Below are 23,966 nucleotides of genomic sequence, written 5' to 3'. Positions count from 1 at the left end.
TTCGTTCACCTTAACGTTCGCGGCCAACAAGATAGTCCAGCAGATATTTGAGGAAAGGAATCGGTTGCGGCATCCGGCGCAAGGCATCATACGCGAAACAATAGTGTTCCCACATGGCCTTTTGTGCCCCCTGTTCTCCTAAAATAGATACAAAGGTGGAGTTATTATTGCGTTCATCCTGTCCTGCCGGTTTGCCAAGCACTCGTTGATCCCCCGCATAATCCAGAAGATCGTCCCTGATCTGAAAGGCAATGCCTGCATGATACGCAAATGCCTTGAGCTCAGCGATCTCCTCATCCTTCACTTGAGCCAGAATCGCGGGCATGACCAGAGCCGCCTCGAAGGCAATGCCTGTTTTGTAAAAGCAGATCGCATTCAGCTCCTCCAGCGTCAGGGACTTCCCTCTTGACCCCAGATCCATAGCCTGCCCCGCGCACATGTCCTCCGCTTTGACAGCAGAATATTGAATCAGCTTCAGCACCGCTTGCTCATCAAACCCCTGTAACGAAGACTGCTCACAAATGGCTCGCTGGATCAGGAATAGCCCGGTCAGCTCTGCAGTCGAGCTATTATGGAGCTGATGAAGCGTTGAACGCCCTCTTCTTGTGGAGGCATTGTCCTGGGTGGGCAGATCATCAAAGATCAGTGAAGCTGTGTGCATGTATTCCATAGATCGTAAAAGGGGCATTAAGGACGACTCACGCAATCCGTACTGCTCCACGCCCATCACCCATGTCAGAATTGGACGCAGACGTTTACCGTCGCCCTGCAGGCTGTAATTCGCTGCATCAATAAGTACACCTTTCATATCTGGTCCTTCACCGGGTTTGCTGATCTGCAGCTCGACATTAATCCGTTCACGAACCGTCTGAAGCGTTTGCTGGAACATTTCCTTCTGCTGCTTTTCGTTATTAAGCTGCTGTACCACTTCATCACGTAACAATTTGTCCAGAAAATCCACATCATGCGCTTTGCGCACCATCTGCTGCACGATCTGATTGAATTCTGGCTGTCCTCCTGCAAAAATATCCATAACCTCATCATATTTTGCCTGCCCAAGCCGTTCTCTACAGCGCTTTAGCCCATTGATGGCACGATCCAGTATCACATCACAAGATTTGGGATTGGACTGGTAAACCTCATGAATCAAGTAAGAGATAACAGCCCAGTAAAGCTCATACGGATTAATCAGATCAGGACGAAGATCGCGGTATTTCAAATAATACGTGTAAGGTGTCACTGCCCCATCCCGCAGATCATCAAACATATCGGCAAAATCATCCGCAAGCTGATTATATATCCCGTAATGGAAGGTGCGCAGATCAAAGCCTTCATCCTCCGCCGCGCTAAGAACAGAACGTACGATTAACCGGGAAGAAGCCGATTTAATGATGATTGGAATGTATAACGCCTCGTTGGAGTAGTGTGCATTGGATATTTTTTTAGCACGGTCAATCTCTTGGGATTGAAAGAAAACATAGGATTGTTCGAAAAAAGTTTGCTGCATCTCCACACGCTGATAGCTCCGAATATATTCAAACGCCTCTCGAAGCTCAGCATGGACATATCGAATCACTTCAAGCTGCGGGCCCTCCCATTCTTCTATATCCGGTACAGCACCTGTAAGGAGCGCCTTCTGAATCATGGAGGAGTATTGTTCCTTCTGCTGTGCGTTCAGCACCTGAGAATCGAGAAGATCATCTACAAAAGGATACGTCAGCCCGTAGGAATAGCCAAGCCGAATCGCTGCATCCAGCCTCTGGATTCGTTCCTCCCTTGGCGTCTGCTCCGTCAACTCGTCATACACATGTAGTACAACGCCCAGTATAATTTTAATTAGCTTTCGCTGTGCCTGTGCGGCATCCAGTTCCTCTGGAATATTGGCTGCCACATGTTTTAATTTGTCCATCACCCAAATGACAGCTTCTTCAACCTGTTCTCGCTGGCCCCATCGGTACAACGCTACAGGACTGATATAATCTGGCTGAGGCTCATGTTCACTTGCAGTCTTCGTAAAATATTGTTGAGTGTCCTTGACTGTACGGCGAATGTTTTCTTGGGTTTTGGGCGAATCCAACGCCTGCCCGAGATCGCGCATATAAATATAGGAAATGCTTCTGTCCAAATAATCCTCCAGCTTGCCCGCCACATTCAGCCAGTGCATATATTTCTGAACATTTCGTGTGTCCGGCTGTCTTTTGCCTGGTAACCAGGACAACCAGTCGAATGGGTGAATATGCTTCTTCTGCCACACGCTGAAGTCTTCAGTGAGTACAGTGGTATGTGTATTGTTCAGCAGCCGCTGTGAGAGAGTAGTAAAATATTGAGACGCCTTCTGCTCCGCAAGCCGATAAGCTGCACTAGCTTTTGCATTCGTGGCAGCTTTATCGTTAGTCTCATCTACAAGCAAGTTATTCATCGGTAGCATCCCTCAACTTCGGTTAAAGTTAAACATGGTCCGGTCATGTTCATATCCTATATACGGGCACACAGCCTTTTGGTTACGCTAATTAAAAATAGAGGACCAGACTTTAAGCGCCGTTATAGCAATCAGCACCAACAAAGCGTACCTGAGGAAACGAACATTGATCATGGAACTTACTCTGGAGCCAAGCGAAGCACCAATCAGGCTTCCGAGCACTGTATAAATAATCGGCTCCACAGGGATATCTCCGGCAAATATTTTGCCAATTACACCACCGATGGCAGAGATGAACACAATAGCCAGTGATGATGCGATAGTCGTCCGCACCGGGATTTGTAAAACCGTAAGCATGATCGGAATAAGCACAAACGCCCCGCCAGCTCCGACAATTCCTGATACGATACCAACGGCAAATGAGGTGCTCGCCGCAACAATTTTATTAAATGATAAAGGCTCGTTGACATCCATTCTGCCCTTGCTGGGAATTAGCATCAATACAATAGCAATCACAGCGAGAATGCCATAGACCAGATGAATCATTCGTTCATCCAGCATACCTGAGATAAAGCCGCCGATCAGGCTCCCTGCCAGAATGCAGCTTCCCATAACCAGCACCAATTCAGGATGAATGACTGCTCCACCCGCTTTATCGGTTTTTACTTTTCTGCGGAATGCGAGTACACCTGCCAGTGAAGCGAAAAACACCTGAAACATGCTAATCGCCGACACCTGATGAGCCGTGAAAGGTGCAAGGCCAGCCATCTCAGGTACATAAAGCAAAAGCGGGAAGTTAATAATTGCTCCTCCGATACCCAACAGCCCCGAGAAGAATGAACCGATCAGACCCAGTATAAACATGATGAAAAACAGCAGAAGATCCATCGGTTATACGCTTCCTTTCAGATGATATTACAGTGAACTGAAATAAAATCACATAAAATAAAATTACATCGCAAAACAGACAAAACGTATACATCATACTTGATTTCAGGTATAATACTTTAAAACCAAGTAAATTAATCAGAAATGAGTGATTAAGCATGTTCAACGTGTTGAAGACACTTTTCGTTAATACCTGTCCTCGTTGTAACGAAAAATTACAAACACACCACGATGCGCTATGCTCTGTTAAAGCCTGCACTCATTGCCACTACAAAGAAGAAAGCTATAGCTCCCTTGGGGTCCGTATTGTATATGACAGCACCACAAATGGATAAAAAAAGAGACACATATGCTATTCTAGCACGAACCGGGAAATTACGGGATAATTCGACATTTAGAGGTTTGTATTGTATGTATAGAAAAAGGCACCGAATGTATGCATTCGGCGCCTTTCTTGTGTTTGATCCCATTTATTTGGTTTTGAAACTGAGGAAACCATCGTCAACAGCTACCGTTGTGCCATTCATCGCACTCGCTGCATCACTAAACAGGAACGTGACTACACTTGCCACTTTTTCCGGCTGAATCAATTCTCCACGCATGTGCTGCGTTGCCAGTGCATCCTTCATCGCTTTGTCATTCCCTAATATCGGGGTTTCAATAAAGCCAGGCGCAACCCCAACAACACGAATGCCGTGCTCAGCCAATTCCAGTGCACCAGACTTGGACATCATTACCACCGCCGCCTTCGCAGCATTGTAATTGAAGCTTCCTACAGCTGCCACACTTCCGTAGATGGAAGCCGTGTTCACAATGGTGCCCTGCACGTTCAGCTCTACCATTTTCTTTGCACCATAGTACATGCCGTAGTATACGCTATGCTGATCAACATCAATGACTTTATGATAGGATTCCGGGTCCATCTCCAGAAACGGCTTTACAAGCCCAATGCCCGCATTGTTAAAAATGCCGTTGAATGTACCGTATTTCTCTACAGTCCAGTCAATTAACGCTTTAACTTCATCACCTTTGGATACATCAACTTTATAAGCTCCAGACTTGCCACCAGCTGCTTCAATCTGAGCCGCAACCTGCTTGGCTCCCTCCTCGTTGAAATCTGCGACAACAATCGTTGCCCCTTGGGCAGCAAGCTGCAGTGCTGTTTCTTTTCCTATTCCGCTTGCTCCACCTGTGATAACAATTACTTTCCCTGTATGTTCAGACATAATATAGCTCCCCTTCGTTATATTATTTCGATATAAAGTGAGTAAAAGTTAGTTTATAACTTTTACTCACACAACTATACTAATCTGTTTCTCTTTTGTCAAATCGCACAGCCATCATCATTATGTAGTTTTTCTTTTTAATGAGCAATTATTCAAATAAAGACGAGTTAGTCCTCACCGGTCAAGATTACTCGTCTTGTTATACTATTATTTAAACAAACTATACGCTTTGCAAACCGCTAAGCGCTTCCCTCAAGCTATTCATGTTGTTGATTTATTCAGGAAACCCCGTCTTTCGCCAGTTCCCTTGCGGTGAAACCCTGCCACCCCGGACGCGATTGCAAATGTGTCTGCAAACCACTGCATAACGATGTATAATAGGAGAATCACACGATAAAGGGATGTCATCCTATGCTTCAAGCCTTGAATCAACGCTTGAACCGCATCATGCCACTGATCACTCCCAGCAGTATCATCATTGGTGTGTTATGCGGCAGTTATCTATCTTCGTACACGTTTTTGTCACCATGGCTCTTTGCCTTCATGACTTTTGCTGGAAGTATCAGTCTGAGCATACGCGATTTTGTGAATGTGCTGAAGAAGCCACTGCCTTTGTTTGTTTGCTTGCTGATCCTGCATCTGGCGATGCCACTTGTAGCGCTGGGCACAGGCCATCTGGTGTTTCCAACGGATGCCTACACTATTACAGGCCTTGTTCTCGCTGCGGTCATTCCCACTGGAATTAGCAGCTTCATATGGGTGAGCATCTACCGTGGGAATATCGCACTTACGCTTTCTATTATTCTTATTGATACCTTACTTGCTCCTTTTGTTGTGCCCGGCGTGTTATCTCTGCTTGTGGGTACAAGTGTCTCCCTGGATATCGGAGCCATGATGAGCAGTCTGTTCTGGATGATCGTATTCCCATCCCTTCTGGGGATGCTCCTGAATGAGTGGACCAAAGGACGCATCGTTCCCGTATGGGGACCGCGGCTGAATCCATTATCCAAGCTGTTCATGGCTTCCGTTGTGGCGATCAATGGCTCGGTTGTCGCACCCTATCTGGCTGACTTTAATCTCAAGCTGGCAGGTCTGGCTGTAATCATTGTCTTTCTTGCTTCCTTCGGTTATGCAATGAGTTATTTTATTGCGAAGTGGCTTGGCTGGAACGAAGCAGACCAAGTGGCCCTTGTCTTTAACGGAGGCATGCGCAACATTAGTGCTGGTGCTGTACTTGCAGTCACTTATTTTCCACCACCGGTTGCTGTGCCCGTTGTGCTTGGAATGGTATTTCAACAGATGCTCGCCTCTCTTTCAGGATATCTCCTTGGCCGTCGCTCCCAGCTTCTGCACAACTCGGATAAAACTTCGGCGGCGTAACCAATATCAATATATTAGAAAACGCCGATCCAATGGGTCGGCGTTTTTGATATTGCTCTGTTGCTATTGGAGCTATGAGCTAAGATGTTACTTGGGTAAAGCTTAATCGTTTAATCTTGAAAATTCTGCTGATATGCCTAGAACGATAAGAATGATGTAAATAACGATTCCGATAAGTGCCCACATTAATGTTGCTTTTGCATAGTTTGCCTTGGATGGATTTGAACCGCCGAAAGCCCAAACAAATAACATAATCAGGTTAACAAGCGGGATCATCATAAGAAACAACGTAAGCATCCAACTTCCAAAACTAACGGGCTGCGAAGCCGGTTTATGTATCGCTTGATTAGGAGCTGCTTGCATAAAATAAAGGTCCTCCCTTCTATTCATTATTGTAAAATCTATATGTTGGTTTTCCATTCAAAAAAACACTGAATGAATTGCCATTAGTAAAAATACCTTATTTTTCTGTAATTTACAATGCAATTTTTTCCATGTTTGCAATTCTATCTCCCCCTTAATTTTGGAAAGCAAAAGCGAAAAGAAGCCGACACGATGTCGGCTTCTTTTGCTTACATTTTTCGTTGATACACAGGTTCAGGGCAGATGTTCCTTTATTTCGGTTGGATATATCCTTCGGCTTTGAGCAATTCAGCGATCAACACTGCACCGCCCGCTGCTCCGCGAAGTGTGTTATGGGACAGCCCCACAAATTTGTAATCATATAACGAATCCTCACGCAAACGACCTGTCGATACGCCCATACCGCGCTCGATATCACGATCCAGCTTCGTCTGTGGTCTGTTCTCTTCTTCAAAATACGTAATGAATTGCTTTGGTGCACTTGGCAGCTCAAGCTCCTGCGGACGGCCTTTGAACTGCTGCCAGCGCTCGAGAATTTCATCTTTGCTTGGCTTTTTCTCAAAGTTCACAAAGACAGTAGCCAAATGTCCGTCAGTTACGGGTACACGAATACATTGTGTCGTAATCAGTGGTGCAGACGCTTTAACAATCTGATTGTTCTCTACACTTCCCCAGATCCGAAGCGGCTCCTGCTCACTTTTCTCTTCTTCGCCACCAATGTAAGGAATTACGTTATCGAGCATTTCAGGCCAGTCCGTGAAGTTTTTGCCTGCACCGGAGATCGCTTGATACGTGGAAGCAACCACTTGTGTCGGATTAAACTCACGCAACGCGTGCAGAGCTGGCACATAACTCTGGATAGAGCAGTTTGGTTTCACTGCAATAAAACCGGTGGTTGTACCCAGACGTTTTCTTTGGGCTTCAATAACAGCCAGATGACCCGGATTAATCTCAGGGATTACCATCGGCACGTCAGCTGTCCAGCGATGAGCCGAGTTATTGGATACGACAGGTGTGCCTGTTTTGGCGTAAGCCTCTTCCAGCGCCTGAATTTCATTTTTTTTCATATCCACCGCACAGAAAATAAAATCAACCTGGCTCGCAAAAGCTTCAACCTGGGATGCATCCTGCACAATAATGTTTTTCACCGGTTCAGGAATCGGAACCGCAAGCTTCCATCTTCCTTGGACGGACTCTTCATACGTTTTGCCTGCCGAGTTGGCACTCGCTGAAATTGCGGTTACTTCGAACCATGGATGCTGATCCAGCAGGTCTACAAAGCGTTGACCCACCATTCCTGTTCCTCCGACAATACCGACTTTTAATTTTGCTGACATGGAATCATCATTTCCTTTCGATTTAAGTTAGATCGTCTGTTGTTGTCATCGTACATGGGATACTGGAAGCTTTCATTCCTCTATCCTTCACACTATTCAGGCCAGTTCAAAGCGTGTAATCACAGCTCCGAAAAAACCAAAAAATCCCATCCCCAAGACAATGTCTCAGGGACGAGATTGAACACTCGTGGTACCACCCAGATTCGCAAATATGTCGCCATATCCGCCTCTTCAAGTACAACCATGAGAACCTTCTTCCTGATGTCAGGCTGCTTCTCCTCCGGTTTGTACTCCAGCTCTGTAACAGGAGCTCCTGTCACACCATCCTCCAGGGAAACAGATTCCGATGTGCTGCTCAGAGTCTTTATTCGATAAAAGCTTCTTTGCCCCTTTTCAGCTACCGGAGCTCTCTGATGAAAGAATGGGTTTTATCTACTCGTCTCTTCTTCGCATTTGATATTGCGATTATAATATCAAAATTACAGTACGGAAGTAAACAACTATTTTTCTTTTCTCTGCGCTTGCGCCATAAATTCTTCTTTCGTCAAACCAAATAAAATGAGATCATGATATCTGCCATCGGTATACACCACTTGGCGCCGTAACCCCTCCTGCACACATCCAAGCTTCCGCATCATTGCGGCAGAGGGCTCGTTGCCCTCAAGGACCGCGTCATTAAATTTGTTCAGCCTGCGTTCAAAGAAAATGCATAACATTCAACGTACCTAAGAGAACAGTTCAATAACTCATGCAATTATATCCAAAAAGATAGAATCAAAATAGCCTCCGTACGGAGTATTTCCGCCGAAGGCTGTATATAGATGATGCTTGTTTGTTTCAAATATAAAGAACCATCATTCCATTCTCCCAGGATACTGCGGCTCGTGCACATCATCTGGTACCGTTTCATCAAAAACATCCTGACCCGGATAATCCCGAACCTCTCCCTCATGCAGCTCATGATTCTCATAATCAAAACGGTGCGCAGTCCTTTGATCCACCCGCCAAGGGGAGCTCTTGCCAAGAGACTCAGATAACAAGGATGAGCCGTAGGGGCCTTCCGGGAACTCCTCAAGAGTAATGTCATTCCGCTGCGATTCCACGGTCGATACGTCCGTATACTCCTGCCTGTCCTCCTGCAAAAACTTTTCCTTCATCACTCGTGCCTCCCATCGTCTTGAGATGATCAACGCATCTTTAAGATGAGCGAAACAGGAAGAGCTTATGCATTTTTCTTGGAAAACACTGCGTTTCAAGTGCCGATCCTCAACGAATCTGCACAACCCTCCACGCGGTCAGAGCCATCGCATGGATACAAGCATTGCAAACACCAGCAGACCCATGATGCCAATCCGGGTATCCCGCCTGCTCCAGACCAGAAGGGAGGAACGAGCGCCAAACGCGTTGTTCTCTCTCACCTTACGCATCTCCATCGCAATCGTCATATCCTCTGCGCGCTGAAACAAAGCCATGAGCAACGGAATAACCATGGGCCCCAGATCCCGTATGCGCACTGCATTTGGCTTCATAGCTGCTTTCCCCCGCGACCTGACAATCAGGGAAAATCGCTGCCATTCACTCCAGATCATCGGAATGAACCTGAAAATTAAAGATACAGCCAGGGCAAACGACGCAACTGGCAACTTGATCCTTCGACCATAAGCCATCACCCAGTTCAGTCCTTCAACCATACGACCATACGGTGTGGTCAACGAGAACCACAAGCTTGCCAGGGTTACAATAAACAAACGATACAGGTTCAGTAGCGTTCCTTCGGCCTGACTCAAGGAAAAACCAAGCTGCATGCCACCTTCACCGGTAGTTAGTGTGCTGCCCGATAACGCCGTGGACAGGACAAAAAACAATACGAGCGGCTTCATCAGCTTGATGCAACCCATTAACATCTGACGCGGCAACACAGCCAGAGCACCTGCCACCGGAATCAAGGCTAAGGTCAGACCAAGCCAGTTCTGCTGAAGCATCGCTGCGGTCACAAGCAATACGTACAATACCCATTTTAGACGCGGGTCGAGCACACTATATGCTTGGGCTTCAGCTACGGTGTGCGGGATTCGGGAAGAAGCTGCATGGGGAGCTGCGGCTACTGCCATTTCCTTCACCCCATCCTTCGTTTCGGAACCCGCTGCAAAGCCCCTATCACTTGTCAATTGATCATTAACATGCTCTATCTCTGGCATAACAAAACCAGCAGCGGAGGCCTTTTCCTCCCCTGATCGAATAATGGCTTCAGCCATCTCTTCTGCCGTCATCGCTGGATAAGGAAAATCCATCCCAGCAACTCGTAGCTGCTCTGCAAGGCGCATTGAAGGAGGCAAACCCATTCCAGCCTGCACCAGCAGCTCAGGATGTGTGTGTAATTCCAGCGGCGTAACATCCGCAATCAAGCGACCTTCTTGTAGCAAAAGCACCCGGTCTGCATGCGGCAGAAACGTATCCAGATCATGTGTAGCAATAACCGCTGCACCACCTGCCATGCGATGCTTATCGAGAGAATCCAGCAACAGCCTCACGCTCCGCGCCTCAAGGCCCGCGCTGGGTTCATCCAGCAGCATCCAGTCTGGATTAGTTACCTCACCTAGCGCAAGTCCTAGTCTTCGCTTCTCACCACCGCTGAGGGCAAAGGGCGAACGCTCCAGTTGGAACCGCCGCTCCCCCTGATCCCCACGTGGCGGGTCCCAATGCGCCAAGGTAGCTTCAATCCGTCGTTCGCGCTCGGCTGCATTCAAACGATATGGACGTATGGAGTACAGCATCTCTCGCTTGATATCACGCGCAAACAATTGCTGCTCCGGAAATTGAAATACAAGTCCGATCTGAAGCAGCACCGATTGAGGCACTCTGCCATCACGCCAGATTGGTTCACCCTCCAGTCGTATATCACCGGAATCGGGCGCTTTCAGGCCAGCCATAGTTTGCAGCAGTGTTGTCTTGCCTGAGCCAGTGCAGCCCAGAAGAAGCGTAAGCTCACCCCGTCGCAGTGTGACTGTAACGTGATCCAGCAGGGTGCGTCTGGTCTCATCCGAGACACGCACGCAAATATTCTTCAGTTCCATTACCAGCGAGAAACCTCCTTTGCAAGCTGCTCGGGCCTTAAAGGCATAACATGCTGCAGCTTCCCCTGCTGCTTCAAGATCAGGCACGTCTTTACTGTAAAAGGAGGCTCCAGTCCCAGCTGCTCACAAGGGGATTGCAGTGCTTTTTGCTGCAGGACATCGCCTTGTATACTCGCTTCTGCTGTTAAGGGATAAAAAAAAGCCATCGGTGTGCCGTCATAGACACATCGTCCTCTATCCATAGCGATGATCCGATCACTAAGAGTGGCTTCCTCCAGATGATGCGTGATCCAGATTACCGCTGTGCCTTTGCTCGTTACGGTCTGAACAATATGTTCCAAGCGATCTCTCGCATCAGGATCCAGCATTGCTGCAGGCTCATCCATAATCAACACATCCGGCCTGGCGGCAAGTGCGGTTGCAATGTTAAGCAGTTGCTTCTGTCCACCAGATAACTGTGCCACGGCTGTAGCAGGAGCATGGTGAAGACCTACAATATGCATAGCTTCCCTTCTGCGACTCTCCTTGTCCTGATTGGATATATGTAAATGCGACAACGCAAAATGGAATTCTTCCTCAATGGTGTCTCCCAGCACCTGTGCATCAGGCTGCTGTAATACCCCGCGAATGATTCGCTTCGCCGGAATATTCCGTTCTCCACCGGACAAGGGTATGAACCCCATCAGTATGCCGGCAAGGGTGCTTTTTCCGCTCCCGTTCGCACCAACAATACTTAACCATTCCCCTGCTTTAAGTGCAACGGAGACCCCGTCCAGCGCTTTCTTCACCTCACTGCCCTCAACAGTATAGTAAACACTTACGTCTTTTAAAGAAATGATAGGCAACTTGTCTTGCATTTCAAAATTAGTCCTTTCCCGATCTGAAGTTATGTGATAATATGCTAATCGTTAACCAAATAATATTTTTAGGTTAACAATAATTTTATCAAAATCGAAAGGATTGTTCAAACATGAAATTATCTTTGCGAGGCATCGTATTCAGCGCGCTCATGGCGGCTATACTCGTTATTTTTGGATACATAAGTATTCCCCTTGGATTCTCACCTGTGCCGATTACATTGCAAACCTTAGCTGTCATGCTGGCAGGAGGACTGCTGGGGCCGCTTTACGGATTTCTCAGCATTGCCTTGGTCGTTGTGCTTACTGGACTTGGTTTTCCTCTCCTGCATGGCACAGGTGGACTTGGCGTCCTGCTCGGGCCTACCGGAGGATATGTAGTTATCTGGCCGTTTGCCGCATTACTCATCGGACTGTTGCTTTCCAAAGTGCAAATTCGCGGCTTTAAAGGGTATTTCCTTGCTTTTATCATCATTGAATTGTTTGGAGCTCTGTTAATCTATGTTACAGGTGTCCCTTGGCTCGCTTACCGTTTCAGCATGTCCTTATCGGATGCGATGATTCAAGGCTTCTATCCTTATATTATTGGTGATCTGATCAAGGCGGTCTTTGCCACACTCATCATTGCTCCGGTTCGCATGGTGTATCCGCCTCATCGCCTGACAAGTCATATGCATTCTAATGTAGTTAAGGCGAGCTAATGATCATTAGCCGCCTTCAGAATATGGCAACCAAATCAGTACAGAAAAACCGCCAAAGTGAGCCTTTGGCGGTTTGTGGCATTTCTTATTCGCTGATCTTTATCTCGTTCTGCTCTGCCTGCTTAGGAAGCATAAATTTTCAACAGCATATCCTTGCTGCTCACCTGTCCTGAAGCTTGCGGAAGGACATCGTTGTAGTCTGCGGAGTTGGTTACGATAATAGGCGTTACCGTATGATAACCTGCGGCTTTAATCTGCTCAATGTCAAATTCCAGCAGCAAATCACCCGCTTTCACTCTGTCCCCTTCCTCGATGTAAGAGATAAAATGCTGCCCATCCAGCTTGACCGTGTCTACGCCTACATGTACCAGAATCTCGGCTCCTGAATCGGATACGACAGCAAGGGCATGTTTCTTTTTGAAGGCAACGGTTACTGTACCATCAAAGGGAGCCACAACCCGACCTGTCGATGGCTCAATTGCAATCCCTTTTCCCATAGCGCCAGAAGCAAACGCCGGATCTGGAACCTCAGACAAATCTACAATCTTACCTTCGATTGGACTTAATACTTCTTGATCCGTCTTAGAGATAGCTTGAGCAGATGGCTTGGAAGCGTCTTTGTTCGATGCAGTTCCAGCAGCTTGAGCTGTATTGACCTCCGTCTTTGTGTCTTCATCATCCACAGGGTCTTTGAAGCCCATGATATACGTCAAGACTGCAGAAACGATAAAGGACGCGGCAATACCCATGATCATGCCAGGGAAACCTTGTCCACCTGGTCCATAGAAGATTGGCAATGTCAGCAAGCCCGGCGCACCGGAAGCAAATGCCTGCGTACCCGCCTGACCGATAATTGCACCACCGACTGCACCACCAATAACACCAGCAATAAACGGACGTTTCAGCGGCAGTGTTACACCGTAGATTGCGGGTTCAGTAATCCCGAACAATGCTGTAAGTGTAGATGATCCTGCGAGTGTTTTCAGTTTTTTATTTTTCGTTTTGAGCATTACACCGAATGCGGCGCCCGTTTGGGCAAAGACCGAAGCGGTTGCAGCCGGTTTCACACCATCCTTGCCGTATACAGCAATGTTGTTGATAAATACAGGAATCAGACCCCAGTGTACGCCGAAAATAACGAGCAGCTGCCAGCTTGCACCCATGATCGCTCCGGCAAGCAGCGGACTGAATCCAAATGCAGCAACGAGCGCGTCAGCGATGCCATTACCAACGTATACGCCAAATGGTCCAAAAACAAGTAATGTGAGCGGAACCATGATTACAAGCAAAAATAGTGGGGTAACAAAGTTTTTGATACTTTCATGCAGAAGCTTGTTGAAAAGCTTCTCCAGCTTGCTCATGACAATGACGGCTAGAATAATCGGAATAACCGTGGATGAATAGTTCATCAGCACCACCGGAATACCAAAGAAATCCGTTGGTGTGCCTTCTGTTTTCAACTGAATAATGGTTGGATAGATTAACGCTCCAGCAATAGTTAAGGCCACAAACATATTCCCCTGGAATTTGCGTGCCGTTGTAACCGCTAACAGCAAGGGCAGGAAATAGAACAAGCTGTCTGCTGCCGCATACAGAATGATATATGTCGTTTCTGTCTTTTCCAGCCAGCCCACGTTGTTGGCAATGAGCAGCAAGCCTTTTAGAATACCGGCTCCCGCCATAACACCAAGAAGCGGTGCAAAAATGCTCGATATGACGTCGATAATACCGCCAAGCCCTTTGACCTTTTTGTTGCTCTTTTCTTTATTTGATGAATCATCCAGAATATTGCTGATCTGACCAATCGCCTCATAAACCTCTGGAACCTTGTTGCCTACAACAACCTGGAATTGCCCGCCGTTCTCCTTCACGGCAATGACACCTTCCGTTTTCTCGAGACCCGCTTTATCGGCCTTGGAATCATCCTTTAATACGAACCGCAATCGTGTTGCGCAATGAACGAGTGACTCGACATTTTTTTCACCGCCGACCCGTTCCACAATCTCTCTGGCCAATTTCTCTTGACTCATGATATGCCCTCCCCAATTTTATCCAACAGGCCGTACACCGATTTTTTGCACACAAAAAACCTAAGCCTTGCGCAAGTGGAGATACATATCCCAACATGCACATGACTTAGGTTTTGCCTGCATAACCAGTAACAATCCCAGTTAAATCGTATTTATTTCCTGTTAACAACATAATAATATAATATAACCATTTATGTCAATCATTAAATGTTAGCGATTCACGACACGTTCCATGTGCACCGTGAGATACAGCTTCTCCTCATTAGTCAGCTCATGATCGTATTCCTTTTTCACAAACAGCGCTATTTTCTCTACACACGCCGCCGCATCTGGATGTTTCTCCTTAATCATGTCATAGAAATGATCGTAGTCTTTGTCATAGTGTGTGCCATTCAGCACACGCTGTGAGAAAAATTTGAGATGTGTGATAAAGCGGAAGTAGCTGAGCGACTCCTCATCAAACTCCATTTTAAAATGATACTTGGCAATATTAATAATCTGCTGGATAAACTTTGTAATATTCATTGTGGTGATGACTTCTTCGTTCATCTCGGCATTGACGATATGCAGTGCAATAAAGGCAGCCTCATCCGGTGGAAGCTGGATCTGCATGCGCTTGTTAATTTCTTCAATCGTACGCAGTCCCAGCCCGAACTCCGCCTTGTACAGCTGCTTGATCTCCCACATTAACGCGTTTTTGATCTCAATGCCTTCATGATATCGTTCAATCGCGAAATTAATATGGTCTGTCAAGGATACATAGATGTTCTCATTCAGTTTACGACCCAAGCTGTCGCTCGCATGTGCGATCATTTCCTCCACAATTTCAACCAGCTCCATCGGAACCTCTCGCAGCAGCATTTTGAAGTTATCGGATGTCTGTTTATTTTTCAAAGCAAATACTTTTTGAATGCGGGTCTCGTCTACTTTATCTCCCGGCTTTTTCTTAAAGGCAATCCCACGTCCCATCACCACAAGCTCTGTACCGTCGGCCTGATAGATGCTAATGACGTTGTTATTGATAACCTTTGCTATCTTCACTTCAATCCCCCCGTCAAGTTCCACTCTCTAGTCGCGCTGATATATCCATTAATGAGCATAACAAAAAAACCTGGAGCATCACAAAATAAACAAGACATGACCGTCTGCTTCTTTTGGTGCTCAGGTTTTGCCTACGTGTGGTGTAGTAACAATCCCAGAAACGATATATTTGCGTCAAGTATACCTTGAACCGCAATAGATGTCAACGCTTTCAATGAGCAGACATCAAGAAGTTACATGGATCCATGCAACTTCCGATGTGGAGCAACCTACAGATGTTTACGTCACAGACTACTCGTCTCCAAGCTCTGTGCCGCGGGATGCAATGACATTTTTATACCATTCAAAGCTTTTCTTTTTCAGACGAGTCAATTCACCCTTGCCTTCATTGTCACGATCCACATAGATGTAACCGTAGCGCTTTCTCATTTCACCAGATGATGCGCTGACGATGTCAATCGGCCCCCAGCTGGTATAACCAATGATGTTACAGCCGTCCTGAATCGCTTCACCCATCTCGGCCACATGGCGTTTCAGATAATCAATGCGGTACGAATCATCAATCTGCCCAGCAGCATTAACCTCATCGTTCGCACCAAAGCCGTTTTCCACCACAAACAGCGGTTTCTGATACCGGTCATGAAGCTGGTTTGCCGTAATACGGAAGCCTTTCGGATCAATGGTCCATCCCCACTCGGATTTGGCCAGATACGGGTTGGCTACCGAGCCAAAGACGTTTCCGCTAGTCATGTTTTTAACAACTTCAGGATCGGTACTGGTGGTACGGCTGGAATAATAACTGAATCCGATGTAGTCTACCGTATGGTTTTTCAAGATGTCTGCATCCTGCGGCTCCATCACAATATTCAACTGGTTGTCCTTGAAGAAACGTTTGGCATAACCCGGATATTCTCCGCGTGACTGTACATCAATGAAGAAATAGGACTCTCGATCCTTCTCCATCCCCTGATAAACATCTTCAGGATTACATGTGTACGGATAGAAGCTTCCTGCTGCAAGCATACATCCAATCATCGCGTCCGGGATGATCTCATGACAAGCTTTAACCGCAAGAGCACTTGCAACCAGCTGGTGATGCGCCGCTTGATACTGAATTTCTTTGATATTATCACCCTCGTTAAAGGCCAGTCCTGCGCCTAAGAACGGAAGGTGAAGCAGCATGTTGATCTCGTTGAACGTCATCCAGTATTTCACCTTGTCTTTGTAACGGGCAAATACTGTTTTGGCATATGTCTCAAACAGCGTCACCAATTGACGACTTCTCCAGCTGCCGTATTTCTCAATCAGATGGACAGGTACATCAAAGTGAGCCAGCGTGACAACCGGCTGGATGCCATGTTTCAGAAGCTCATCGAACAGATCATCGTAAAATTGTAATCCTGCTTCATTCGGCTGCGCGTCCTCACCCGTTGGGAATATGCGTGCCCAAGCGATAGACACACGTAAAGCTTTGAAGCCCATCTCTGCAAACAGAGCAATGTCCTCACGGTATCTATGGTAGAAATCAATGGCTTCATGGGATGGGTAGAACTCGCCTTCAAGCGGTGTAAAGGCAGGAACATGACCCTTCATAATATTTCTGCGCTTCTCTCCAGTTGGCAAGAGATCAACAATGCTCAGTCCCTTGCCATCCTCAAGGTACGCCCCTTCTGCCTGGTTGGCTGCAATAGCTCCCCCCCACAGAAAATGTTCAGGAAATTCAAATGTCGTCATCCATATTCTCCTTCCAAATATATAGTGCAATGATCCGCTAGTCTCTATCGTTCAGCTGTATCACTAGGTAAATAGAAAAAACCCGAACCAGCCTGTATACACTTTGACATGTATCACAAGCCAGCTCAGGTTATGCCCGTATTCGGTAACATTCCCAGACTACATTATGCGGATTGGGTAAAACTTTACCAAGAAACAGGAAATCTGTCAACATCACAAGTCATGCACAGAGGCATTCTCCCCTGTTCACAGACCATAGAAAGCTGCACAATTATCACCAAAAATCATCTGCTTCTCTGCTGCTGACAACGTGTTAACATGCGTCTGAAGCAAGTTGTGTACCTGAGTATATGTCCCGGCCACTGTGCATACAGGCCAGTCCGAACCATACATTACCCGCTCTGGTCCGAATGCTCGCAGAACCGTATCCAGATAAGGTGTAACATCTTCTTGTGTCCACGTGTTCCAGTTTGCTTCGGTTACCATACCAGACAACTTGCAATGTACATTTGGATGTACTGCAACTGCTTCTATCGCTTCCTTCCACGGGGACTGAATACCGGCTTTGATATCAGGTTTAGCCAGGTGATCAATGACAAAACGCTGTCGTGGAAATTTATGTACCAGCTCCGCGGTATAAGGCAGCTGCTCCTTGGATACGAGCAGATCATAGGCCAGATTATGTTGCTCAAGAAGTGCAATTCCACTCTGAAAATCCTCACGCAGTACAAACTTCACATCCGGCTCATCCTGTATGACATGACGGACACCCTTCAACCAAGGGTTAGAGGCATACCTCGCCAATTGAGCAGCAGCATCCTCCGAACATAAGTCTACCCAGCCCACAACGCCTTGAATGAACTCATGTTTATCCGCCAGCTCCAGTAGCCACTCGGTTTCCTCCAGATTTTGCCGTGCCTGCACAGCTACACAGCCGGATACTCCGGCCTCTGTGAGGATTGGCTCCAGATCTTCCGGTAGAAATGAGCGCCTGATCACACTCATCTCTTCTCCGATCCATCCATACTCGCGGACATTATAATTCCAGAAATGTTGATGTGCATCCAGTTTCATGATATGTACCCTCCTGTGTCGCCATCGTTTGCCTTGAATCCAATGCTTCAACTATAAATATAAAATAAACCCAAGCAATAAGCACCCATTTCTCCATAACAATTAAACATTGAATAACGTACAAGTCAGCTTTCATACCTTTACAGTAATGAGAGTTGAGGAGGAATTTGACATGTTTAAACGTGTAGACCGCCTTGCCATTGAGCTGCCCATTTCGAAAAATCCAGACCCCAATGGTGCTAGTGCAGTACAGGAATTGCTAGGCGGTAAATTTGGCGAGATGTCCACACTGAACAATTACATGTATCAATCATTTAACTTCAGAGGAAAGTCCAAGCTGCGTCCCTTCTATGATATTGTCGCCAGTATAACGGCCGAAGAATTCGGTCATGTTGAACTCGTTGCTAATACGATCAATCTAATGCTTGAAGGCACGACTTCTCCGGGTGCACCGGACACCACGCCTCTCCGTGTAGGTAAGGATCTGCGAATGACCTCACATTTCATAGAATCCGCACAAACGGCTCTGCCCTATGATTCCATGGGAAGACCATGGGATGGTTCGAATGTGTTTAGCAGCGGCAACCTGATTCTCGATCTGCTGCATAACTTTTTTCTGGAATGCGGGGCAAGAACGCACAAAATGAGAGTATATGAGATGACCGACAACAATACAGCTCGTGAGATGACTGGTTATCTGCTTGTGCGTGGCGGAGTACACGTTCTGGCTTATGCCAAAGCGCTGGAGATTGCAACAGGCGTAGATGTAACCAAGCTGATTCCGATCCCTTCTCTCGATAACAAAGCCTTTGACACCACACACAAATGGGAAGCGATGGGTGAACAGCGCCGGCTGTACACGTTCAGTGACAAGGATTACCAGCAGATCGCCCAGATTTGGAAAGGTGTACATCCTACCGATGGCGGTAAACTGGAAGCCTTTGCGGGTTTACCGGGTTACAGCGGGCCGATTCCCGAGCTTCCAGACCTGCCGGAGGAATTCGCTCCCGGCATATCCCCAGAGGATTTTTTACAGATCGCAGAACGTCTGAAACGAAGTGCAGGACTCTAATCACAAAAGAATAAGAAAAAGAAAAAGGAAAACGACTGGAGGATATCTCCAATCGCTTTCCTTGCTTCTGTCTAATCTGGTGTTTAATCGAGACATGTCTCATACACTTCATTTGTACGTTATTGCGGCTCGGTAAACTCTACCTCCACCACTTTTTTTCCATTCGCTTTAACATGTCCGCTTGATATTGCTCTCACCGAAGAAATCATTTCGTTACCGTTCGGGATCAGGACAGGTGTAATCTGTGGCAGGCCGGCACTCTGAATAATATCGCTATCAAACTCAATTAATAGCTGTCCCTCAAGCACAGAGTCTCCGCTTTTCACATGGGCAACAAAGCCCTTACCTTTCAGTCCAACCGTATTAATACCAACATGCACCAACAATTGCACCCCTGTCGCGTGCTCCAAAATAACAGCATGTTTACTCTTATCCATGATATGGGCAACGACACCATCAAACGGAGCATACACTTTACCTTCTGATGGCTCTATGGCAAAGCCTTCTCCCATATGTTTTTCCGAAAACGCCGGGTCAGGCACCTGCTCCAAAGCAACAATTGTACCGTTGACTGGTGATGCGATCTCCAGCCGTTTCAGCTTGGGACGAGATGTATCGTTACCCGGAACTGCACCAAGGGTTTGAACATCCGAAGGAGCGCTCTTTCCACTGCTGTCAGAGACGCTGGATGCTTCTACCACGGGTTGATCTGTATAACCAAAAAACCAGGTCAGTGCAAAGGCAACGGCCATCGCTGTAACATTCGCCACAATATACAAAGGCAGTTGACTATTCAGATACAGCAGGGTCCCTGGGATGACCGTGACAGCCATACCCGTTCCTTGCAGATGGAATAACGATGCAATAAAGCCGCCCACTGCGCCCCCGATCAGACCCATTACAAACGGTTTCATATAACGCAGATTTACACCAAAGATCGCTGGTTCAGTGATCCCGAGAAATGCAGATAATGAGGACGGCAGCGCAAGCGCTTTGAGCTTCGTATTTTTCGTTTTTAAACCAACAGCCAGACAGGCTGCTCCTTGTGCAGCCATAGCACACGTAATAATGGCATTGAACGGGTTAAACCCCGTTTTCTCCAGCAATTGAATTTCCAGAAAGTTGAAGATATGATGCACACCCGTAACCACGATAATCTGATGGAAAAAGCCGATAATAATACCTGCGATGCCGAAAGGTAAATCCAGCACAGCTGTTGTGCCATGCAGCACCCATTCTTCAAGTGAGTGAAATACCGGACCAATCGCAAACAGTCCAAGTGTAATCATAACCGTTAGCGTAATAAATGGCGTCAGAATCAAATCCAGTGCCTCTGGTACACGTCTGCGCAGCATCTTTTCAAACTTTGCACCGATCAAGCCGACGAAAAATGCTGGCAGGACCGAGCCTTGATATCCGACAACCGGGATAAACCCGAACATATGCAAGGGCTGTGCCGAGCCATCGGCTACAGCATAAGCGTTCGGCAGCGCTGGATTGACCAGCATCAGGCCGAGCACAATGCCGAGAACGGGACTTCCGCCGAATACACGGAATGCAGACCAGGCGACAAGTGCAGGCAAGAACGCAAATGCCGTATCCGTCAGAATCTGCGTAAAGAGCAGGAAGTTTGGTGATATATCCTCTGGTGTTGCACCAAACCAGGCCAGAATTTCATTTTGTGTAAGCAGCCCACGCAGCCCCATAAACAGCCCTGTTGCAACAAGCACAGGAATAATTGGAACAAAGACGTCGCCAAACGTGCGAACAGCCCGCTGGAACGCATTGCCTTCCTTTTTCCCCTGACTCTTTACCTCATCCTTCGACGTTCCTTCAATGCCAAGCCTCTCAACCTCTTCAAAGATTCGATTCACTGTTCCAGTACCGAAGATAATCTGATATTGCCCGGAATTGAAAAAAGCACCCTTGACCTTGTCAATGTTCTCGACCTTCTTCTGATCAATCTGCTCTTTATCCTTCACCATAATGCGAAGTCGTGTCGCACAGTGTGCAAAGGAAGCAATATTGTCTTTGCCCCCGATGGCCTGAATAACCTCTTGAGCAATTCGTTGATTGTCCGACATGCTGTCTCATTCCTCTCCCAGTTAATCTAATAATCCCACTTGACCGCTGAAAATTCAGCCCTTCCCCCGTATGCAAAAAATCGAATATCCGTACTGTCACAGCTCGGAAAAATTCGGCTCGTAAACACCTCTTGCCCGTTGTTGACAAATAGTTCAACCGAGGACGAATCTACAAACATACGCAGTTGAATTACATCAGCCTTCAGCGTACATTGACGAATCGTTCCATTGGCTTCGGACAGCGCTGCTCCCGATTGACTGCGATCCAATATCAGCTTGTGCTGCAGCCGATTATACTGAATGACTGTTTTTTCTGTAGCGCTCGCCCGGAATTCGATCCCAATGCGTTCTGCACCCTTCAGTTGAATCTCGCATTCAAGTTCATACGTGATACCGTGAAAATGTGCGACAGCCTTGCACTCATCGTCAAGCCTAACCTTCGCCGAGATTCCCTGTTTCTCTCTGCGAAGCTGTTCCATTTCTGCAACAGGCTGCTGGATCAGCTTGTTATCTTGAATGGACAATTGCCGCGGTATCGTTATACAGTGCGCCCAGCCACTGTTATCGGTGGGATATGCCAGATCGGGAAGTCCCATCCACGCTACCAATATTCGTCTGCCATCAGGTGAAAGCATCGTTTGTGGAGCATAGAAGTCAAAGCCACGGTCCAGCTCTTGAAAATCACCATGGGCAAAAGCTCTCGTTTCCAAATTCAAAGGCGGTCCCATGAGGTACCCGGATTGATAAATGTTCTGGTATAAATCTTCCTCCGCCTGAATGCCCTGTGGTGAGAAGATCAGTACTCCTTGCCCATCCAGTTCTATATAGTCCGGGCATTCCCACATGTATCCCAAAGCTGGATATCTCGTATTGATCTCGCCAAGAAACTGCCACTGCTTCAGATCAACCGAGCGATAGAGCACTGTACATCCCGTCTTATCCGTACGCTGAGCTCCAATTACACAATAATAAGCATCTCCACGCTGCCACACCTTGGGATCTCGGAAATGCTCCGTATATCCAGAGGGTACTTCACGAATGACAGGTTGCTCATATTTGGTGACGACATTCTCCTCATCCATAACCGCCAAGCACTGATACGGATGTCTGATCCAATTTTCATCCCGCGTGTTGCCGGTATAAATCATGTTCAACCTGCCGTCCTTCTCCACCGCACTGCCTGAATACGCACCATGAGAGTCATAGCGGCCCCCTGGCTCAATTGCAATACCGATATTCTCCCAATCGACCAAATTGCGTGAACGGGTATGGTACCAATACTTCATGCCATGCTCTGTGCCAAGTGGAAACCATTGATAGAACAGATGATAGTAACCGTTGTAATAAGAAAATCCGTTAGGATCATTAAGCAGACCCGTGACAGGCTGAATGTGGTAGCTTTGTCTCCAGGGACATACTGCAATCTGCATCTCAAGCTTTGCTATTTCTCCAGGCTCGGCCTGCTCAATCCGCCGATAGAGCTGCGATCTAGTCATTTTCATATGTCATCTCAATCTCCATTCATGCTGCAAAATCATAAGCCCCTCGAAAGGAACCGGTTCCACAAAAGATAAAAAAAATAATTCCATGCAATGCTTACCGCTGTCCTTTATCCTCATTTCAGATTCAGAGGATGTTTTGGAACCGGTTCGATGGAATTATCATAAAGGATCATTTTATAATTTGTCAACGCTTTCTCGGGAAATCAGTTCAACATCCAGAATCGTCTTCAGTCTCACGCTCTGCCCTTCTACAAGCTGGCTAATGTGACCTGCCGCAAGCTTTCCTGCCTGGGAATAATGATATTTCACCGTAGTCAGTGTTGGATGAATCATCTCCGTAATATCATAATCACCGAACCCTGTCACCGATAACTGCTGCGGAATTGAAATGCTCCGAGAAAATGCTGTTTTCATTACGCCCATTGCAATATTGTCTGTCGCTGCGACGATCAGCGTAGGCATGTTTTTTCCCAAAATATTCTCGGCCGTTACGACTGCTTCTGACATCTTAAAGCTGGTCTCATAATATCTAACGTTACAGTCATTGCACTCGGCAATAGCACGCTGAAATCCACGTTTGCGATGTATACCTACAGCTTGGTCTTTCTCGCTAACTCCGAGGTAAACGATGTCCCGGTGTCCCTGTTCAATGACGTGTTTGCCCATGACATAACCAGCCTGATCATCGTGATGAATCAGACTGTGCAGCGATTCGTGCTGCTGTCCCACGAGTAATACCGGAATTTGAATGTCCTCAATAGCTTTCAAATGAGCATCGGTGATTTCAGCCGCCAGCAGAATAATTCCTGACACCTTTTGTCTGGCAAAATCATAAATGGCATCAATCTCGCGCTGCATGTCCTGACTTGTATTGGCAATGAGCATCTGATAGTGGAGCTGTCTCAATTCCTCATCAATGCCCATCAAAGTCTGGGATGTTGCATACGAATCGAGACGCGGAACAACCGTACCGATAATACTCGTTTTTTTCGCTTTCAGACTTCGTGCAAAGGTATTCGGAACATAATTGTATTGTTTAATGATACGCTCAATTTTCTGGCGGGTATTCTCACTAACCGAGCCGCCATTTAGGAAACGGGACACGGTGCTCTTCGCCACACCTGCCATCTGAGCGATATCCGCAATCGTTTTATTCATCAAGAAACTCCTCTGGGTCTATATAA

General features: G+C 46.9%; 19 protein-coding genes and 1 other annotated feature. Of the genes, 3 read left to right on the top strand and 16 right to left on the bottom strand.

Annotated elements, in window-relative coordinates:
- Positions 1 to 10 precede the first annotated feature (10 nt).
- The 3 genes from DFQ00_RS08930 to DFQ00_RS08920 form a co-directional block, all read right to left on the bottom strand.
- Positions 11 to 2,419, bottom strand: coding sequence for a polyprenyl synthetase family protein (locus DFQ00_RS08930; protein ID WP_110896129.1), 2,409 nt, complete (start codon positions 2,417 to 2,419; stop codon positions 11 to 13).
- Between the two features lie 87 nt (positions 2,420 to 2,506).
- A complete protein-coding gene (locus tag DFQ00_RS08925) occupies positions 2,507 to 3,307 on the bottom strand; it encodes a sulfite exporter TauE/SafE family protein (protein WP_110896128.1) in 801 nt (266 codons plus the stop codon).
- Between the two features lie 470 nt (positions 3,308 to 3,777).
- Positions 3,778 to 4,533 (bottom strand): SDR family NAD(P)-dependent oxidoreductase, encoded by a 756-nt coding sequence (locus DFQ00_RS08920; protein WP_110896127.1) that lies wholly within the window; start codon positions 4,531 to 4,533, stop codon positions 3,778 to 3,780.
- A gap of 411 nt (positions 4,534 to 4,944) precedes the next feature.
- Between DFQ00_RS08920 and DFQ00_RS08915 the strand changes: the two genes are divergently transcribed.
- Positions 4,945 to 5,913: a bile acid:sodium symporter family protein gene (locus DFQ00_RS08915; RefSeq protein WP_110896126.1), complete on the top strand. Its 969-nt coding sequence runs from the start codon at positions 4,945 to 4,947 to the stop codon at positions 5,911 to 5,913.
- A gap of 102 nt (positions 5,914 to 6,015) precedes the next feature.
- Here DFQ00_RS08915 and DFQ00_RS08910 read toward each other — a convergent pair whose 3' ends face one another.
- The 6 genes from DFQ00_RS08910 to DFQ00_RS08880 form a co-directional block, all read right to left on the bottom strand.
- Positions 6,016 to 6,276: a hypothetical protein gene (locus DFQ00_RS08910; RefSeq protein WP_174812084.1), complete on the bottom strand. Its 261-nt coding sequence runs from the start codon at positions 6,274 to 6,276 to the stop codon at positions 6,016 to 6,018.
- Positions 6,277 to 6,527: 251 nt separating this feature from the next.
- Entirely contained in the window at positions 6,528 to 7,613 is a 1,086-nt protein-coding gene (gene asd, locus DFQ00_RS08905) for an aspartate-semialdehyde dehydrogenase (protein WP_110896125.1), read from the bottom strand.
- 164 nt (positions 7,614 to 7,777) lie between these two features.
- Positions 7,778 to 8,070 (bottom strand) — a binding site (T-box leader).
- Positions 8,071 to 8,113: 43 nt separating this feature from the next.
- Positions 8,114 to 8,329: a GNAT family N-acetyltransferase gene (locus tag DFQ00_RS29480; protein ID WP_244213743.1), complete on the bottom strand. Its 216-nt coding sequence runs from the start codon at positions 8,327 to 8,329 to the stop codon at positions 8,114 to 8,116.
- A gap of 138 nt (positions 8,330 to 8,467) precedes the next feature.
- On the bottom strand, positions 8,468 to 8,770 hold the full coding sequence (locus tag DFQ00_RS08890; protein ID WP_110896123.1) for a hypothetical protein: 303 nt from the start codon (positions 8,768 to 8,770) through the stop codon (positions 8,468 to 8,470).
- 138 nt (positions 8,771 to 8,908) lie between these two features.
- Positions 8,909 to 10,687 carry an ATP-binding cassette domain-containing protein gene (locus tag DFQ00_RS08885; protein WP_110896122.1) on the bottom strand — a complete coding sequence of 593 codons (1,779 nt, stop codon included), beginning with the start codon at positions 10,685 to 10,687 and terminating at the stop codon, positions 8,909 to 8,911.
- Positions 10,687 to 11,544, bottom strand: coding sequence for an energy-coupling factor ABC transporter ATP-binding protein (locus DFQ00_RS08880; protein ID WP_110896121.1), 858 nt, complete (start codon positions 11,542 to 11,544; stop codon positions 10,687 to 10,689). Before DFQ00_RS08880 ends, DFQ00_RS08885 begins: the two co-directional genes overlap by 1 nt.
- 113 nt (positions 11,545 to 11,657) lie before the next feature.
- Here DFQ00_RS08880 and DFQ00_RS08875 point away from each other — a divergent pair, with 113 nt between their 5' ends.
- A complete protein-coding gene (locus DFQ00_RS08875) occupies positions 11,658 to 12,245 on the top strand; it encodes a biotin transporter BioY (protein ID WP_110896120.1) in 588 nt (195 codons plus the stop codon).
- Between the two features lie 122 nt (positions 12,246 to 12,367).
- Here the strand turns inward: DFQ00_RS08875 and DFQ00_RS08870 are convergent, their stop codons facing one another.
- The 4 genes from DFQ00_RS08870 to DFQ00_RS08855 form a co-directional block, all read right to left on the bottom strand.
- Positions 12,368 to 14,275, bottom strand: coding sequence for a beta-glucoside-specific PTS transporter subunit IIABC (locus DFQ00_RS08870; RefSeq protein WP_110896119.1), 1,908 nt, complete (start codon positions 14,273 to 14,275; stop codon positions 12,368 to 12,370).
- 210 nt (positions 14,276 to 14,485) lie between these two features.
- Complete coding sequence (gene licT / locus DFQ00_RS08865; RefSeq protein ID WP_110896118.1) at positions 14,486 to 15,316, bottom strand: BglG family transcription antiterminator LicT; 831 nt, start codon at positions 15,314 to 15,316, stop codon at positions 14,486 to 14,488.
- Positions 15,317 to 15,607: 291 nt separating this feature from the next.
- Positions 15,608 to 17,050 carry a 6-phospho-beta-glucosidase gene (locus tag DFQ00_RS08860; protein ID WP_110896117.1) on the bottom strand — a complete coding sequence of 481 codons (1,443 nt, stop codon included), beginning with the start codon at positions 17,048 to 17,050 and terminating at the stop codon, positions 15,608 to 15,610.
- A gap of 246 nt (positions 17,051 to 17,296) precedes the next feature.
- A complete protein-coding gene (locus DFQ00_RS08855; protein ID WP_110896116.1) occupies positions 17,297 to 18,124 on the bottom strand; it encodes an amidohydrolase family protein in 828 nt (275 codons plus the stop codon).
- Between the two features lie 172 nt (positions 18,125 to 18,296).
- On the opposite strand from DFQ00_RS08855, the gene DFQ00_RS08850 reads away from it, so the two are divergent.
- Positions 18,297 to 19,196: a manganese catalase family protein gene (locus DFQ00_RS08850; protein ID WP_110896115.1), complete on the top strand. Its 900-nt coding sequence runs from the start codon at positions 18,297 to 18,299 to the stop codon at positions 19,194 to 19,196.
- Positions 19,197 to 19,315: 119 nt separating this feature from the next.
- Here the strand turns inward: DFQ00_RS08850 and DFQ00_RS08845 are convergent, their stop codons facing one another.
- The 3 genes from DFQ00_RS08845 to DFQ00_RS08835 form a co-directional block, all read right to left on the bottom strand.
- Positions 19,316 to 21,280: a sucrose-specific PTS transporter subunit IIBC gene (locus DFQ00_RS08845; protein WP_110896114.1), complete on the bottom strand. Its 1,965-nt coding sequence runs from the start codon at positions 21,278 to 21,280 to the stop codon at positions 19,316 to 19,318.
- Between the two features lie 26 nt (positions 21,281 to 21,306).
- The gene (locus DFQ00_RS08840; RefSeq protein WP_110896113.1) at positions 21,307 to 22,782 is read right to left on the bottom strand and encodes a glycoside hydrolase family 32 protein; all 1,476 of its coding nucleotides are present in this window, start codon (positions 22,780 to 22,782) and stop codon (positions 21,307 to 21,309) included.
- A gap of 174 nt (positions 22,783 to 22,956) precedes the next feature.
- Entirely contained in the window at positions 22,957 to 23,940 is a 984-nt protein-coding gene (locus DFQ00_RS08835) for a LacI family DNA-binding transcriptional regulator (protein WP_110896112.1), read from the bottom strand.
- Between the last annotated feature and the right edge of the window lie 26 nt (positions 23,941 to 23,966).

The organism is Paenibacillus barcinonensis, assembly GCF_003217495.1.
Classification (GTDB): domain Bacteria; phylum Bacillota; class Bacilli; order Paenibacillales; family Paenibacillaceae; genus Paenibacillus; species Paenibacillus barcinonensis.
The sequence above is the reverse complement of the archived record's forward strand: the minus strand, read 5'-3'. Positions and strand labels throughout refer to the sequence as shown.

Excerpts from the sequence above, each read along its gene's own strand:
- DFQ00_RS08930 (WP_110896129.1), bottom strand. The coding sequence starts at position 2,419 with ATGAATAACTTGCTTGTAGATGAGACTAACGATAAAGCTGCCACGAAT.
- DFQ00_RS08835 (WP_110896112.1), bottom strand. The coding sequence starts at position 23,940 with ATGAATAAAACGATTGCGGATATCGCTCAGATGGCAGGTGTGGCGAAG.
- DFQ00_RS08920 (WP_110896127.1), bottom strand. The coding sequence starts at position 4,533 with ATGTCTGAACATACAGGGAAAGTAATTGTTATCACAGGTGGAGCAAGC.
- DFQ00_RS08855 (WP_110896116.1), bottom strand. The coding sequence starts at position 18,124 with ATGAAACTGGATGCACATCAACATTTCTGGAATTATAATGTCCGCGAG.
- DFQ00_RS08875 (WP_110896120.1), top strand. The coding sequence starts at position 11,658 with ATGAAATTATCTTTGCGAGGCATCGTATTCAGCGCGCTCATGGCGGCT.
- DFQ00_RS08880 (WP_110896121.1), bottom strand. The coding sequence starts at position 11,544 with ATGCAAGACAAGTTGCCTATCATTTCTTTAAAAGACGTAAGTGTTTAC.
- DFQ00_RS08870 (WP_110896119.1), bottom strand. The coding sequence starts at position 14,275 with ATGAGTCAAGAGAAATTGGCCAGAGAGATTGTGGAACGGGTCGGCGGT.
- DFQ00_RS08850 (WP_110896115.1), top strand. The coding sequence starts at position 18,297 with ATGTTTAAACGTGTAGACCGCCTTGCCATTGAGCTGCCCATTTCGAAA.
- DFQ00_RS29480 (WP_244213743.1), bottom strand. The coding sequence starts at position 8,329 with ATGTTATGCATTTTCTTTGAACGCAGGCTGAACAAATTTAATGACGCG.
- DFQ00_RS08890 (WP_110896123.1), bottom strand. The coding sequence starts at position 8,770 with ATGAAGGAAAAGTTTTTGCAGGAGGACAGGCAGGAGTATACGGACGTA.
- DFQ00_RS08840 (WP_110896113.1), bottom strand. The coding sequence starts at position 22,782 with ATGAAAATGACTAGATCGCAGCTCTATCGGCGGATTGAGCAGGCCGAG.
- DFQ00_RS08910 (WP_174812084.1), bottom strand. The coding sequence starts at position 6,276 with ATGCAAGCAGCTCCTAATCAAGCGATACATAAACCGGCTTCGCAGCCC.
- DFQ00_RS08885 (WP_110896122.1), bottom strand. The coding sequence starts at position 10,687 with ATGGAACTGAAGAATATTTGCGTGCGTGTCTCGGATGAGACCAGACGC.
- DFQ00_RS08845 (WP_110896114.1), bottom strand. The coding sequence starts at position 21,280 with ATGTCGGACAATCAACGAATTGCTCAAGAGGTTATTCAGGCCATCGGG.
- DFQ00_RS08860 (WP_110896117.1), bottom strand. The coding sequence starts at position 17,050 with ATGACGACATTTGAATTTCCTGAACATTTTCTGTGGGGGGGAGCTATT.
- DFQ00_RS08925 (WP_110896128.1), bottom strand. The coding sequence starts at position 3,307 with ATGGATCTTCTGCTGTTTTTCATCATGTTTATACTGGGTCTGATCGGT.
- DFQ00_RS08915 (WP_110896126.1), top strand. The coding sequence starts at position 4,945 with ATGCTTCAAGCCTTGAATCAACGCTTGAACCGCATCATGCCACTGATC.
- asd (WP_110896125.1), bottom strand. The coding sequence starts at position 7,613 with ATGTCAGCAAAATTAAAAGTCGGTATTGTCGGAGGAACAGGAATGGTG.